We start from the raw sequence: 15,170 nt of genomic DNA on the forward strand, positions 1-15,170 counted from the left end.
GTGGCGTCGATGAACGACACCCGCCCCGCCGACCTCGGCCGAGCCCCGGGCCCGATCCGGGAGTTGGCCGACCTGCTCGCCTCCCGCGGCACGCCGCTGCGGGAGGAAGCGCTCAGCGGTGCACCACGGGGCGACCGGACGTTGCACGCCACGACCCCCATCGGCATCGTCCGCGTCTGGACGAACTCGGGGTACTGGGGCGTCGACGTCGCCCTGCCCGGCGTGGGTGGCTTCGTGGACGCCGACGTGTGGGCCGCGTGCGCCGAGGGGAGGAAGCTCGCCCGGTTCGACCAGCCCCCACCCAAGCGAGCGGTCGCCTGGGTACGAAGCCTGCTCGAGGCACCGTCGCTGCCCCCCTACGACGCCGACTGCCTGACCCGCATCGCCGGCGAACGCGTGGCCGGACAGGGCCCCGCCACCGGGCGCACCCTGGCCTGGCTCGTCGTGGCGCACATCGTCTTCGTCGTCGTGGCCCTGTGGGGGGCCGCCGCGTTCGACCTGGCGATCCTGCGGATCATGGGCTCCCTCGGGGTCGTGAGCCTCGTGGTCCTGCTGGTGCGCCCCGCGCTGCAGCGGCGTCGCTCCTAGCGCTGCCGAACCCGGCACTCGTCGCCGAGACATTCGACCAAAGTCGGTTCTTGGGAGTGAGGTCGCGCAGAACGGGTGACACGTCCCGCCAACAACGGCAACGATGGTCCCGGCACTCCACACCGCCCGTGGAGTGTGACACCCCTGGCGAAAGGTTCCCCATGTCATCCCGACCTCGTTCGTGGCGCAGTGCGCTCGCCCTGGTTGCGGCTGGTGCGCTGGCACTGTCCACGGCAACGACGGTGCTCCCCGCGGCGTCCGCCCCACCGCCCAGCAAGGCAAAGCCGGACGCCGGCGTCCTGGCCGCACACCTGCTCAACCAACCCATCGCGTGGGAGGCGTGCGACTTCGGCGAGGACCTCAACGCGTTGTTCGAGAACATTCCCGGGCTGGCGTGCGCGACGGTCACCGTGCCGCGCGACTGGCACAACCCCCGTGACGGAAAGACCATCACGCTGCGCATTTCGAAGACGGCGACCGCCACGAATCCGGCCACCCGTGAGGGCATCGCGCTGGTGAACCCGGGCGGGCCGGGCGGTTCGGGCCTGCTGTGGGGGCCGGGCATGGCGTTCCTCGCGCCCGAGCTGGCCACCGAGTACGACTTCTACGGCTTCGACCCGCGCGGCGTGGGGGAGAGCACCCCGCTCGAGTGCGACTACGCCGGTGACCTGGAGACCGCGAGCTACGAGGACCTGGCGCTCGCCTGCCGCAGCAACCCGCTCACCCCGTACATCAACACCGAGCAGACCGCCTACGACATGGACTTCATCCGGGCCCTCATGCGCGAGCCGAAGCTCAGCTACATCGGCTACTCCTACGGCACGTGGCTCGGCAGCTGGTACCAGCGGGTGTTCCCCACGCACACGCACCGCTTCCTGCTCGACTCCTCGACCGATGTGACGCGCAAGTCGCTGCAGGAGACGTGGGACCTGCAGCCGCGCAGCCGCGACCGGCAGTTCCAGGAAGCCATGCTGCCCTACCTGGGCCGCAACGCGGCGACGTTCGGCGCACCCACGAGCGACCCGCAGGAGCTGCGTCGCCTCTGGGAGCAGGCCGGCGGCACCCGCGACCCGCTCGGCCAGCTCATCACGGGCTTCGTCCTGCTGCCCGCGATGTATTACACCGGTGACTACCCGATCGCCGCCGAGATGATCTCCCTGTTCATCGAGTTGGGTGGGTCCGGTGGTGACGAGGCCCAGGCGCTCGCGCAGCTGGAGAAGCTGGTGAAGAAGGCCGCCCAGAACCCGGCCCTGACGGCCGACCAGAAGGCCCGGCTGAACAAGCACCTCGCCGCGGCCAAGCGGGGTGGCCTCGCCGAGGTCTACACGTACACGGGCTTCGAGTTCGAGGCGATCCGCTGCCAGGACGGCCCGTGGAAGCAGTCGCAGGGCTACTGGAAGGCCTGGCTCGCTGACCTCGACAAGAAGGCGCCGTTCATCGCTCCGCTCATGGAGGCCCCGGTGTGCGCCCAGTGGCCGGCGGTCACCGAGATGCCCCAGAAGCTCTCCAAGAAGGACGCCCCGAAGACGCTGATGATCCAGACCGAACTGGACGCCGCGACGCCGTACGAGGCGGGCGTCCGTTCGGCCCAGCAGGTGCCCAACACGTCGCTGATCAGCGTCGACAACGAAGGGTCGCACGCCATCTACCCGTACGGCACCACGTGCGTCGACGACGCGGTGGAGGCGTACATGCTGCGGGGCGTCCAGCCCGCCGCGTTCACCACGTGCCAGGCCAAGCCGCTGCCGTTGGAGGACAAGACGTACGAGGTCGCAGGCTCGATCGGGCCCAAGGGGACGATCAAGTTGAAGATGCGCACCGAGGAGGTCAAGAAGGCCAACGCCATGCTGCGCGACCTGCTGGTCACGCAGTCCCGCTGAACCCGCGCTGGGCGTCCGTTCACCCCCCGGAGGTGTACCGGGGGTCGGAAACCGGGGGGAACGGACGCCCAACCGGCCACAGAAGCCCGATCAGGGGCAAATCACCACTCACAGACACGCGGTTTTCGAGGCCTTCCTAGTAGGATGGACGAGTTCAAGGGTCGCCGCCCCGCACTCAGGAGTGAAGGGCGGCGTCCGCGTGCTAGGAGATGTGAAGTCTGTGACGGACACGAACCAGTCAGCGCCCCGCAACGGGTCGTCGCACTCGGTGGAGGCGGGCGTCTACGACGCGAGCGCCATCACGGTGCTCGAGGGCCTGGAGGCGGTCCGCAAACGGCCCGGCATGTACATCGGGTCGACCGGTGAGCGGGGCCTGCACCACCTCGTCTACGAGATCGTCGACAACTCCGTCGACGAGGCGCTGGCCGGGTACGCCGACCTGATCACGGTGACGCTGCTGCCGGGCGACGGCATCCGGGTGACCGACAACGGGCGAGGCTTCCCGGTCGACCTGCACCCCAAGGAGAAGATCCCGGCGGTCACGCTCGCGCTGACCGTGCTGCACGCGGGCGGCAAGTTCGGCGACGGCGGCTACAAGGTCTCCGGCGGTCTGCACGGCGTGGGCGCCTCGGTGGTGAACGCGCTGAGCGACCACTTCCAGGTCGACGTGAACCGCGACGGGTACCACTGGCGCCAGGAGTTCACCCTCGGCGTCCCCGACTACGACCTGCAGCGGCTGGAGGAGTTGGGCGAGGAGGACGAGATCGGCACGACCGTCACGTTCCACGCCTCGCCGACGATCTTCGAGACCACGCACTTCAACTGGGAGACCCTGGCCAGCCGTTTCCGCGAGATGGCGTTCCTCAACAAGGGGCTCACCATTCGGCTGCGCGACGAGCGACCTGCGGCGTCCACCGAGGGCAACGGCAACGGGAACGGCGCCGGCCTGGATGACTTCGAGGACGACGTCTCCGGCCACCCCGAGGAGATCACGTTCCGCTACGACGACGGCCTGATCGACTACGTGAAGTACCTCACGGGCAACAAGGACACGATCCACCCCACCGTGATCGCGATCGACGCCGAGTCGCCGACCGACAAGCTGTCGCTCGAGGTCGCCATGCAGTGGAATGTCTCGTTCAGCGAGTCGGTGCACACCTTCGCGAACACGATCAACACCCACGAGGGCGGCACGCACGAGGAGGGTTTCCGCGCGGCGCTGACCAACACCGTGAACCGGTGGGGCGAGACGTGGGGGATGATCAAGAAGAAGGAGGACAGGCCGTCGGGTGACGACATCCGCGAGGGCCTGACAGCGATCATCTCGATCAAGCTCGGCGAGCCGCAGTTCGAGGGCCAGACCAAGACCAAGCTGGGCAACACCGAGGCCAAGAGCTTCGTGCAGAAGGTCGTCAACGACCTGCTCGGCGACTGGTTCGAGAAGAACCCGGCCGAGGGCAAGGACATCATCCGCAAGGCCCAGGCCGCCGCTATGGCGCGCATGGCGGCCCGCAAGGCCCGCGACATGGCCCGCAACCGCAAGGGACTGCTCGGCTCGACGAGCCTGCCCGGCAAGCTCGCCGACTGCTCCAGCCGCAACCCGGTCGAGTGTGAGGTGTTCATCGTCGAGGGTGACTCCGCCGGTGGTTCGGCCAAGGGTGGGCGCGACCCGCGCACCCAGGCGATCCTGCCGATCCGCGGCAAGATCCTGAACGTCGAGAAGGCGCGGCTGGACCGCATCCTGGCCAACAAGGAGGTCGAGGCGATCTTCAACGCGCTCGGCACCGGCTTCTCCGACGACTTCGACATCGAGCGCCTGCGCTACCACAAGGTCGTCCTGATGGCGGACGCCGACGTCGACGGCGCGCACATCCGCACCCTGCTGCTGACGCTGCTGTTCCGGTTCCTTCGGCCGCTCATCGCGGCGGGCCACGTCTACCTGGCCCAGCCGCCGCTGTTCCGCCTGCGCTGGACGAACGCGCCGCACGAGTTGGCGTACTCCGACGAGGAGCGCGACCGGCTGCGCGATGTGGGCCTCGAAGGTGGCAAGAAGCTGCCGAACGTGAACCCGATCCAGCGGTACAAGGGTCTGGGCGAGATGGACGCCGAGGACCTGTGGAACACGACCATGGATCCCGAGCAGCGCACCCTGGCGCAGGTGACCCTCGAGGACGCTGCGGCGGCGTCCGACATGTTCAACATCCTGATGGGCGAAGACGTGGAGCAGCGCAGGAACTTCATCCAGCGCAACGCCAAGGACGTCCGGTTCCTCGACATCTGACGACCAGGTCCCTGAGCCAGCTACCCACAGTTCCCTGAGCTTGTCGAAGGGCCAAGGAGAGAACAACCATGAGTGACACGCCCACCTCGCCCGGCACGCCCGAGTCCCCCGACTCGCCGCCGGAGGTCAGCGACGAGATCCACGCCGAGCTCGACAAGGCGGACGCCTTCACCCCCGACCCGGGTGAGAGCCCGGTCGCGGCCGTGGCGTCCGACAAGGACGCCCTGGTGGCGATGACCGGCAAGGTCGAGGAGATCGACCTCAACGAGGAGATCCAGAAGAGCTACCTCGACTACGCGATGTCGGTCATCGTCGGGCGCGCGCTGCCCGACGTGCGCGACGGGCTCAAGCCGGTGCACCGGCGTGTGCTCTACACGATGTACGACGGCGGTTACCGGCCCGACCGCGGCTGGAACAAGTGCTCCCGCATCGTCGGTGACGTCATGGGTAAGTACCACCCCCACGGCGACACGGCGATCTACGACACCCTCGTGCGCCTCGCGCAGCCGTGGGTGATGCGCCACAAGTTGGTTGATGGCCAGGGCAACTTCGGCTCGCCCGGCAACGACGGCGCGGCCGCCATGCGATACACCGAGTCGAAGATGAACCCGCTCGCCATGGAGATGGTGCGCGACATCGACGAGAACACCGTCGACTTCCAGCCCAACTACGACAACAAGGACACCGAGCCGGTCGTGCTGCCGGCCCGGTTCCCGAACCTGCTCGTCAACGGTTCGACGGGTATCGCGGTGGGCATGGCGACCAACATCCCGCCGCACAACCTGCTCGAGGTCAATGCGGCTGTGCAGTGGATGCTGGCCCACCCCGAGGCGTCCAAGGAGGAGAACCTCGCGGCGTGCATGGAGCACGTGAAGGGGCCCGACTTCCCCAACGGCGCGCTGATCGTCGGGCGCAAGGGCATCGAGGACGCCTATCGCACCGGTCGCGGCCTGGTCACCATGCGCGCGGTGATCGACATCGAGGAGGACAACAAGGGGCGCACCCAGCTCGTCGTCACCGAGCTGCCGCACATGTGCAACCCCGACAACCTCGCCCTGAAGATCGCCGAGCTCGTGAACTCGGGGCGTCTCACCGGCATCTCCGACATTCGCGACGACTCCTCGGCGCGCACCGGCCAGCGCCTGGTCATCGTCCTGAAGCGGGACGCCCAGCCGCGCGTGGTGATGAACAACCTGTACAAGTTCACGCCGCTGCAGGACACGTTCGGCTGCAACATGCTCGCCCTGGTCGACTCGGTGCCGCGCACGCTGCGCCTCGACCAGTTCCTGGGCTACTGGATCCGCCACCAGGTGCAGGTCATCCAGCGCCGCACGCAGTTCCGTCTGGAGGACCTCGAGCGCAAGGCCCACCTCGACCGCGGCCTGGTCAAGGCGCTCAACATGCTCGACGAGGTCATCGCGCTCATCCGGGCCAGCAAGACCGCCGACGAGGCGCGCGACGGCCTGAAGAAGCTGCTCGACATCGACGACCTGCAGGCCAACAACATCCTCAACACGCAGCTGCGCCGCCTGGCCGCCATGGAGATCCAGGCGATCATCGAGCGCCTGGCCGCGATGGAGGCCCAGATCGAGGACCTCAAGGACATCCTGGCCAAGCCCGAGCGGCAGCGGCAGATCATCTCCACCGAGCTGCAGGAGATCACCGACAAGTGGGGCGACGAGCGCCGCACGCGGATCATCGCCGCCGACGGTGACCTCTCCGACGAGGACTTCATCCCCGACGAGGACATGGTCGTCACCATCACCTACGGCGGCTACGTGAAGCGGACGCGCTCCGACCAGTACCGCCTGCAGAAGCGCGGCGGCAAGGGCGTTCGTGGCGCGACGCTGCGCTCAGAAGATGAGGTGCAGCACCTGTTCACGGCGTCCAGCCACCACTGGCTGCTGTTCTTCACCAACTTCGGCCGCGTCTACCGCAGCAAGGTCTGGCAGCTGCCCGAGGCGTCCCGCGACGCGAAGGGCGGCCACGTGGCCGGGCTGCTGTCGTTCCTGCCGGACGAGAAGATCGCCTCGATCCAGACGATCCGCACGTACGAGGACAAGCCGTACCTGCTGCTGGCCACCAAGCGCGGCCTGGTCAAGAAGACCGACCTGACCGCGTACGACTCGGCGCGCCAGACCGGCCTGATCGCGATCAACTTCCGCGACGAGGACGACGAGCTGATCGGGGCGGGCATCTGCTCCGGCGACGACGACGTGCTGCTGGTGTCGAAGAAGGGCCAGGCGATCCGGTTCCGGGCCGACGACGCCCAGCTGCGGCCGATGGGTCGGGCGACCTCCGGTGTGACGGGCATGAAGTTCCGCCCCGGCGACGAGCTGCTCTCGATGGCCGTCATCGACGCCGACACCCCCGAGGACGACCGCTTCGTGTTCACCGTCACCGACGGCGGCTTCGCCAAGCGCACCGCCGTGTCGGAGTACCGCCTGCAGGGCCGTGGCGGCCTGGGCATCAAGGCGATGAAGCTGAACGAGGACCGCGGGTCGCTCGTCGGCGGCCTCGTCGTGAGCGAGGACGACGAGGTGATCGCCATCAAGCAGTCCGGCCAGGTGATCCGGTCGTCCGTGTTGGGCGTGCCGGCCAAGGGCCGCGACACAATGGGGGTGAAGCTCGTCACCCTGTCGGGCGACGACACCGTCACCGTGATCGCGCTCTACCCCGAGACGCCGGAGACGGCCGAGGAGGGTGCTGCTGCCGAGGTTGCCGCCGACGCCGAGGCCGTCGACGCGACGGATGGCGATGCAGCGGCTACCGTTGAGGCACCGGAATCGGAGGATGCGGCTCCGGGCGAGGAGGACAGCGGTGACTGACACCCAACCACAGGAGACGTTGCGTACGGCGTCCGGCAATGAGTTCGAGCCGGTCGCCGAGAAGCGCACGGCGAAGTCCGACACGCGCCCGCGCCCGAGCATCCGCGTGCGGCGGGCCCGCCTGCGCATCTCGCGGGTGGACCCGTGGTCGGTGATGAAGACGTCGTTCCTGTTCTCGATCGCCGCCGGCATCATGACCTGGGTCGCCGTCTACGTGCTGTGGACGCTGATCGGGGCGTCCGGGATGATCGAGGCGATCAACGGCGTGCTGACCACGCTGCTGAGCTCCGACCAGAACCTGACCCCGACCCGGGTCGAGGACTTCGTGAACACCAACAAGCTGATGGGCTTCACGACGATCTTCGCGGTGGCGAACGTCGTGATCCTCACCGCGCTGGGCACGATCTTCGCCTTCCTGTACAACCTGTCCGCCAACATCCTGGGCGGCCTGGAGTTGACGCTCGCCGAGGACTGAGATGTCCGAGCCGCCGGTTCACCCCCGCTCGGTGGCGACGCCCCGACGCCAGTCAGGGCCCGACGAGCCGCTGCGCCCGTGGACGATCCCGAACGCGGTGACGCTGCTGCGCCTGTTGCTGCTCGTGCCGGTGTGCTGGTTCGTGTGGCACGGCGTCCAGGGATCGTGGCTGCCCGTGGTGCTGTTGGCGATCTGGGCCTCGACCGACTGGGTGGACGGCCTGCTGGCCCGGTTGCTCGACCAGCGCTCGAAGCTGGGCGAGTGGCTCGACCCCTTCACCGACCGCCTCGGCATCTGGGGGCTGGCACTGACGCTGTCGATCTCGGGCGTCATCGGCTGGTGGGTGCTGGGCATCATCGTGGTCGTCGACATGGTGGTCGCTGTTTCGGCGGCCAAGGCAGCCCGGGCCGGTGAACTGGGCGTGAGCTGGGTCGGCAAGTCCCGCACCGCAGTCCTGTTCGTCGCCGTGCTGTTCGTCGTCATGGGCGCCACCGTGTGGCCGGCGGCGGACGTGATCGGCCAGGTGCTCCTGGTCGTCGGTGTGGTGCTGCACGTCATCGCGGCGCTGGGCTACATCACCAAGGCCCAGCGCCACCGCCAGTCGCTGCGCGCCTGACGCCGACAGCCTGCGTTCCCTGCGTCGAGAGCCTGTGCTGGCCTGATTGCACCCCTCGGGGACCAACCCATGCACGAGGATGGTCTTGGCACGGAATCTGGCCGAATGCCGCTCGAATCCCATGCACGGGGATGGGTTTGTCCCACGGCGATCAGGTTGCCGGACTCGATTTGAGCCCCCCGCACCCCGGGCGCTAGAGTGTCTCCCCGGTGCACCGCACAGCGGGCCTATAGCTCAGACGGTTAGAGCGCTGCCCTGATAAGGCAGAGGTCACTGGTTCAAGTCCAGTTAGGCCCACCACTGAAAACCCCCTCCCACTAGGGCAGGGGGTTTTTCGATGCCTAGGCGGGGAACTCCTGGGGAACATTCCACCCCACCTCAACCCCACGGCTGTCCCCCCTCTCGAACTTGATTTCCTCCGGGTGTCCGCAGGGGAGGGTTCTGCGCGCTTCTGGATAGCGAGAGCTAGTGGGAGGGCGGGTCGCCGTGAACGGATCGGTGGAGTTGGCGCGGGCGCTGGGGCATGTGCGGAGCGCGGTGGTCGCGTTCGTGTCGGCGGACGACCCAACCGGGGAATCACTGTTCCTGGCGGCGGAGTGTCTGGACCTGGAGGGCCTGTTCGGTGACTTCGGGGTCGTGCCACAGCAAGTCGATCCCGGCTTGGACGCGATCGCGTCGCTGGACGCCGCGTCCAATGTGTTGGTCGCAGCGCGGCAGGTGGTGCCGCTGGCCTTGTGGGCCGCGTTACAGGCGGTGCGGGCGGGGGCAGCACGATGACCACCACGGTCGGGATGCTGCTGGACGACGTCCACACCCGCGCCTGGGAACTGTGTGCGGAACTCGAGGACCGGCGTGCCGAGAATCGCTACGGCGAGCGCGGCCTGGAGGTTCTGGCGGTATGGCCCAGGTTGGCGACCGCAGCTCTCCGCGTCCTGGACGCGGTGCCACTGGAACCGGCATGGCTGGACGACATGGGGTCCGTCCGGTTGGTGTTGGGCCAAGTCGGGCGAGGGGTGCTCGAGGCCACGGCCGACAACGGTTCCGCAGCAGCGTCCCTGAAGCCCGATCCGGCGGTGGGCGAGCTGGCGCTCCGATTGGGGCTGATCGCGGACCTGCTGGTTGGCGAGAAGCCGGCGCGCACCGATGTGGACCGGGCTGCTCTGGAGGGCTTACAGGCCAACGTCGTCTCGATCGTTCACGCCGTGGCCACGGTGTCCCTGCCACTCCTGCAGGACCGGGACCATCTGCAGGCGCCTCGATCGGTGCTGGCTGCTGTCAAGGCCCGCACGGAACGGTTCGCGATGATCCCCGCCGAACGACGGAGCGGCCGATACGAGGACGTGGGCGCGGTCACGTCGAAGTCGTTGGACGCTGCGATCTCGACCTGGGTGCACGCCACGGTAGACATCCTGAGCTCGCGCCGGGGGGTGAGCCAGGCGGCCCTCCAGGTCGCCGCGGGTGACGCCTTGATCCTCACCGCGACGGCAGGAACGGTCTGCGCGGCGGCCCGCCGGCTAGGACTTGTGGACGCAGACCGGGCAGCCGTGGCCACCTCGGCGCTGGGAGCGGCGCACGCCGCTTGGCGGCGGCCGGCAGCGTGGCCGGAAACGGTCCGACTGGAGGGAGTCCGTGACCCCGAACATGTCCACGCGTCGCGTCAGCTCCGGAAGCTGGTCACCGACAACCTGCGCCAGGGGCGGGACTGGTTGCCGCCCGAGCGCATGGCTGACCGGTTCGACATGGGGCTACTACTGGGCACGATGCGCCGCGGCGTTCATGGGGTAGGAAACGTGGCGTTGGCCCACTTCCAAGCTCTCGACACGCTGGTGCGTGGACGCGGCCGACTGTGGATCGCTGCATCCGCAGTCACCCAAGCGGCCTACCGCGGGCCAACGACCATTGAGGCCGCTCTCCGTCACGGTTGGGTCCAGATGCCGCTAGGCGAGCCCGCCGGTCGTGCACTCCATGCCGACGCGAAACACGCCCTCGACATGACCACGATGGCCCTTGCTGCTCTGGACCGCACCGCAGCCTCTGTCACCACCCGTCAGTCCGACGGTGGGCTGCGGTGGGACCGCGCCCGGATCGTGGCAGTCGAGACGACGGACCAGCCCGTCCTGTTCGAGACCGTTCGTTCCTCGCCCTTGGCCGGCTTCCGGGCCGAACAGCGGAACCCGATCCAGCTCGGCGGCCGTCCCGCGCCGGGACCGCGACGGTGACCCCTGCCATCCCCCCGCCGCGCAGCGACGCTCCGCGCGGGGAGGTCGACGCTTGGGTGTTGACTGGTCGGATCAGCCCGCGACGCGTGGTGCGCTCCGCAGGGGTGGATGGCGATGGTCAGCCGCTCAACAGCTACCCGCTGGTCCATCCCATCGCAGGGGCACGACCCCGGACGCCGTGGGCCGTGCACCTCGCCGACGCGACCGGTCGCTATCGACTGTTGTGCGTCGATTTGGACGCCAAAGGTTCGTCCGAGGCCGCCGCCGCGGACGCCACTCAGTTCGGCGAACTGGTGTCCGAACTGGGGATCGAGCACCTGGTGTGCGCGTCCGGACCCACGGGCGGCCGGCACGTGTGGATCGGACTGCGCGACGCACTGGACGCCGAGGCGGTCCGCGCCCTGGCGTACCTGCTGAAGGCCTGGCTGCCCTCCCTCGATGTCGCACCGCTGACCAACCCGACTTCGGGATGCGCGCGCCCCCCGGGTGCACCGCATCGCCTCGGGGGCAACTCGCAAGTGATCGCCGGATCGGTGGCGGTGCTCACCGAACCCACCGTCACCACAGGCCAGATCCACGCGCTGATGAGCCGGGTCGCCGACCACGTCCATGCAGTCGAGCCGGCGACCCAGCCGACGCGATCCCGTCCCGTTGCGGTGGTGGACGGAATGCCGTTCCTGCCCGGGACCAAGCGGGCCCTCTCAGCGTCCTGCCGAGGGCTGCTGGAGGCGACCCCGACCGGAGACCTGTCAACCGTGCTGTGGCGGGTGCTCTGCGGCGCAGCGGCGGCCCGCTGGCGGTTCAGGGACGTCCTGGCGCTCGCCGACGCGCCAGGGCTCGAGCACGCCCGCACCCTCCGCGCGGGGGCAACCCGGATGCCACGCCCGACACGCGGGCCAGCGTCCCCAACGGCGATGCTGCGCCGCCAGTGGACCCGCGCCGTCCAGGCAGTCGCCCAACTCGGCCCCGGCCAAGCCATTGAGGGCACCGACAAGAGCTTCGACACCCGCGCTGAGGTCGTCACAGAACTCGTCCGCACCGTGCAGCGTCGAGCGGACGCCACTGCCGGTCGGTGGGGCCGCTCCCGAGCGTGCCTCGCGCAGCGGCGCGTCCTGGATGCGCTGTGCCTGTTCCACCTCCAAGGCGTCCGTCCCGACGAGGTCGAGGCCGACATCCGCCGCCTGGCAATGACCTGCGGCCTCGACCGCGAGACCGCCCGGCGATCCCTGCTCGCGCTGACGACCGACGGCTGGATCACCCGAACCCAGTCCGCCGCCGGGCGCCGCGGTGCTCGCTGGTCCATCGACCCGGGCGGCGCCGTCCACAGCTGCATCAGCGAGCTGCTGTCACAAGCGGACCCGCGCCCCGCTGGCACCGGCTCCGCCCTGCGCTCCGCGCTCCTCAACCAGCTCGCGGACCGGCTGAACGACAACGGACACGATGCCTTCGCCACCAACGGTGGCCTGGGCCCCGACGCCGGCACCCTCTACGGACGCTTGAGGGAACCGATGGACGCCGCGGAGTGCTCCTACCTTCTGGGGTGGTCGATCGATAAGACGACCATCATGCTTGATCGGTTGAATTCGGTCGGCCTGGTTGAGTGGCGCGAGCGATGCTGGCGGCGCGTTGACACCGCGCAGATTGACCAAGTCGCGATCGCCCTGGGAACCAACGGAGTAGGGCAGCGACGAGCCGACCTCTACGCCGTCGAGCGGACCCTGTGGGCTTGGTGGTGCACCGAAGTCGAGCAGCTGCGCACGGTGCGGTCTCGGCGTGGCTCCCAACGCGTCCGACAAGCGCGTTCATGGCCTCCCCACCCCCGACGTCACAACGGACGAGCTGACTTTGCGGCCGCTCGACGGACGCTTCGCCGCCGACCAGAAACGCTAGTGGGACTGGTGTCACTCCGTGGGACGCCCGAAGCCGCACCGATTTCGCGGCCTACATTCGGGGCACTGTCCCCCAGGACGCTCAACAGAACAGGACCAGGGCTCCCTGGCCGAGTCACCCCCGGCTCGAGTGAACGAAGTCGTTCAAAGAATTTTGCCCCGGGGTGTCCGCCAACGGCCCTCCTCCTTACTTCTGGTAGGTGAAGGAGAAACCCCATGGTGAACAAGAACACCCTCGGACGGGCCCTGCTCGCGCTCGCGCTAGCGCCCGTGATGGCTGCCTGCACGGCTGCGCCAGCATCGAGCCCTTCCGCATCCGTCGCTCCGACGCCGACGCAGACCGCTCCGACGCTGTCGCCGGCTGAGCAGGACCTCGCCAACGCCAAGCAGGCCGTGACGAACCTCTGGTCAGTCGTTGATCGCTTGACCAATGACCCCCAAGCATCACTGCAGGACCTCGACACCGTGGCGTCCGGTGAGGCGTTGGAGTTCTTCCGCAAGAACCTCACCGGTTACCGACTCGAGCAGCTCACCGGGTCGGGCAGTTCGGTTGTTGAGCTCCAGTCGGCCCAGCCGTCCGGGAACAACAGCCAGGGCGTTCCCACGTGGACCGTCACCGCTTGCGTCGACACGAGTGACACCAAGCTGGTGGACCCCTCCGGCAAGAACGTCACAGCACCGCCGTACCGCTTCCAGCACCGCTCGGTCGTGGTGGAAAGGTCAGGGGCCCTGCGGGTCGACCAAGACGAAGTGCTGGGCACATGCTGACCCGCGCGTTCGCGGCGATCGGGTTGGCTGTCGCATCGGTGCTTCTGGGAGCCGTCCCGGCGATCGCGGCCGGGCCGCCGGTGGACTGCGGCTCCGACGCTCAGTGGGACGGCCGCCAGTGCAAGATCACCGCCACCAACCCCGGTCGGTCTGGCAAGACACCGCTCAGCGGCGGTGGCGGAAGCGGGGAGTCGGCACCCCGAACCTGCGCCTACGGTTCGATCCCCATGCCTTGCCAAGATGCCGAATTCGGCTGGTGGTCGGATTCCAAGAGCTGCTACGTCCAGCTCACCAACCCCCAGCCACCGGCCACCGCGCCTGCCTGGGAAGGCCACACCGACGGCGCCATTTACGACTGCTCGCTCCCACGTTCAGGGGGTTTTGGCGGGCTTCAGTACAGGTTCTGGTCCGCCACCGCCCCCGCGGGTCCTGATCCCGTCGTGTTGGCGCAACAGGCGATCGCGAGCATGAACTTGAGGCCGATCTCGATCGGGATCGTGCCGGAGGACCGACCGGGCTCGGTGGGTCTGGTCGGGATGCCGGTCTGGTTGTGGGCATCCAGCCCGGACGCGCAGTCGTGGGGCCCGATCACCCGCAGCGCGTCGGCGTCCGGAGTGACCGTGACCGCAACGGCCAAGGTCCAGCGGGTCCGCTGGCAGATGGGCGACGGCGCCGTGGTGGTCTGCGCCGGGCCGGGCACTGCCTATGAAGACCGGTTCGGCAAGACCGACTCACCCACCTGCGGCTACACGTACAGCAAGCCGGGCACCTACACCGTCCAGGCCGAGACGCAGTGGTCGGTGGCATGGTCGGGCATGGGCCAATCCGGGACGATCCCCGTCACGTTGAACCAAGCGACCACGATCACGGTCGGAGAATTGCAGGTCCTCACGACGGGCTGACCGAGCCCTCCCCCCTTCCGTGCACGCACCCCCCACGAGAGCGAGCCACCCCATGTCAGTGACCACCCGCCCGTCCACCACCAAGCCGGCCGCCGCGCCGGCTCAGGAACCGCCGGCGCTGGCCACGCCACCGAAGTTGCGCCGACGACCCGTCGCCCTGCTGGTGTCGGTCGCCACCATCGTCCTCGGCTCGCTGGGCGGATTGTGGTTGTGGACCGCCGCCGGCCACACCACCGAAGTCCTCGCGGTTCGCACGCTGGTACATCGCGGTGAGGTGATCGACCGCGACGACCTGATGACGGTGCGGGTCAGCCTTGACCCGGCAGTCCAGACAGTGGCAGCCACCCAAGCGGACGCCGTCGCCGGCCAACGAGCCGCGCTCGACCTCGCACCCGGCGGCCTGCTCACCCCCAGCGACTTCGCCACCTCGGTGCTGCCGGCACGAGGAACCTCGGTGGTGGGCGTCGGCCTTGCGCCGGGCATGTTGCCAGCTGAGCCGATCGCGCCGGGCGACGCGGTGCGCGTCGTGCAGACCCCTGGCGCCCAGGGTGAGGTCGCCGATGCACCGGTGACAGTCTCGGCGACCGTGGTGGGCGTGCATCCTTCGGAGACGGGCGACCAGACGATCGTCGATGTGGTGGTCCCTGCGGAGGCCGCGGCGGATCTGGCGGCGCGGGCGGCCACCGGCAAGGTGGCTCTGGTGCTTGATTCCAGGGAGCGGTGA

At 68.7% G+C, this 15,170-nt stretch carries 12 protein-coding genes and 1 tRNA gene; all 13 read left to right on the forward strand.

What is annotated here, in order from left to right:
• Window positions 1-9 precede the first annotated feature (9 nt).
• The 13 genes from H5397_RS10790 (at window position 10) to H5397_RS10850 (ending at window position 15,170) form a co-directional block, all read left to right on the forward strand.
• Window positions 10-588 (forward strand): hypothetical protein, encoded by a 579-nt coding sequence (locus tag H5397_RS10790; protein ID WP_182817366.1) that lies wholly within the window; start codon window positions 10-12, stop codon window positions 586-588.
• Window positions 589-749: 161 nt separating this feature from the next.
• Window positions 750-2,468 carry an alpha/beta hydrolase gene (locus H5397_RS10795; RefSeq protein ID WP_182817368.1) on the forward strand — a complete coding sequence of 573 codons (1,719 nt, stop codon included), beginning with the start codon at window positions 750-752 and terminating at the stop codon, window positions 2,466-2,468.
• A gap of 220 nt (window positions 2,469-2,688) precedes the next feature.
• Window positions 2,689-4,749, forward strand: coding sequence for a DNA topoisomerase (ATP-hydrolyzing) subunit B (gene gyrB, locus H5397_RS10800; protein ID WP_375539362.1), 2,061 nt, complete (start codon window positions 2,689-2,691; stop codon window positions 4,747-4,749).
• Window positions 4,750-4,982: 233 nt separating this feature from the next.
• The gene (gene gyrA / locus H5397_RS10805; protein WP_182817406.1) at window positions 4,983-7,577 is read left to right on the forward strand and encodes a DNA gyrase subunit A; all 2,595 of its coding nucleotides are present in this window, start codon (window positions 4,983-4,985) and stop codon (window positions 7,575-7,577) included.
• Entirely contained in the window at window positions 7,570-8,052 is a 483-nt protein-coding gene (locus tag H5397_RS10810) for a DUF3566 domain-containing protein (protein WP_182817372.1), read from the forward strand. Before gyrA ends, H5397_RS10810 begins: the two co-directional genes overlap by 8 nt.
• A 1-nt stretch (window position 8,053) precedes the next feature.
• Window positions 8,054-8,668, forward strand: a complete 615-nt coding sequence (locus H5397_RS10815; RefSeq protein ID WP_182817374.1) for a CDP-alcohol phosphatidyltransferase family protein — start codon at window positions 8,054-8,056, stop codon at window positions 8,666-8,668.
• Between the two features lie 223 nt (window positions 8,669-8,891).
• Window positions 8,892-8,968: transfer RNA gene (locus tag H5397_RS10820), tRNA-Ile, on the forward strand.
• A 186-nt stretch (window positions 8,969-9,154) separates the two neighbouring features.
• On the forward strand, window positions 9,155-9,445 hold the full coding sequence (locus H5397_RS10825; RefSeq protein WP_182817376.1) for a hypothetical protein: 291 nt from the start codon (window positions 9,155-9,157) through the stop codon (window positions 9,443-9,445).
• Entirely contained in the window at window positions 9,442-10,887 is a 1,446-nt protein-coding gene (locus H5397_RS10830) for a hypothetical protein (RefSeq protein ID WP_182817378.1), read from the forward strand. Before H5397_RS10825 ends, H5397_RS10830 begins: the two co-directional genes overlap by 4 nt.
• An 86-nt stretch (window positions 10,888-10,973) precedes the next feature.
• Window positions 10,974-12,980, forward strand: a complete 2,007-nt coding sequence (locus H5397_RS10835; protein WP_182817382.1) for a hypothetical protein — start codon at window positions 10,974-10,976, stop codon at window positions 12,978-12,980.
• A gap of 12 nt (window positions 12,981-12,992) precedes the next feature.
• Entirely contained in the window at window positions 12,993-13,544 is a 552-nt protein-coding gene (locus tag H5397_RS10840) for a hypothetical protein (protein ID WP_166233239.1), read from the forward strand.
• Window positions 13,538-14,446, forward strand: a complete 909-nt coding sequence (locus H5397_RS10845) for a hypothetical protein (protein ID WP_182817384.1) — start codon at window positions 13,538-13,540, stop codon at window positions 14,444-14,446. Before H5397_RS10840 ends, H5397_RS10845 begins: the two co-directional genes overlap by 7 nt.
• Window positions 14,447-14,498: 52 nt before the next feature.
• The gene (locus H5397_RS10850; protein ID WP_220492191.1) at window positions 14,499-15,170 is read left to right on the forward strand and encodes an SAF domain-containing protein; all 672 of its coding nucleotides are present in this window, start codon (window positions 14,499-14,501) and stop codon (window positions 15,168-15,170) included.

The organism is Propioniciclava sp. MC1683 (assembly GCF_014164675.1).
Lineage (GTDB): Bacteria > Actinomycetota > Actinomycetes > Propionibacteriales > Propionibacteriaceae > Propioniciclava.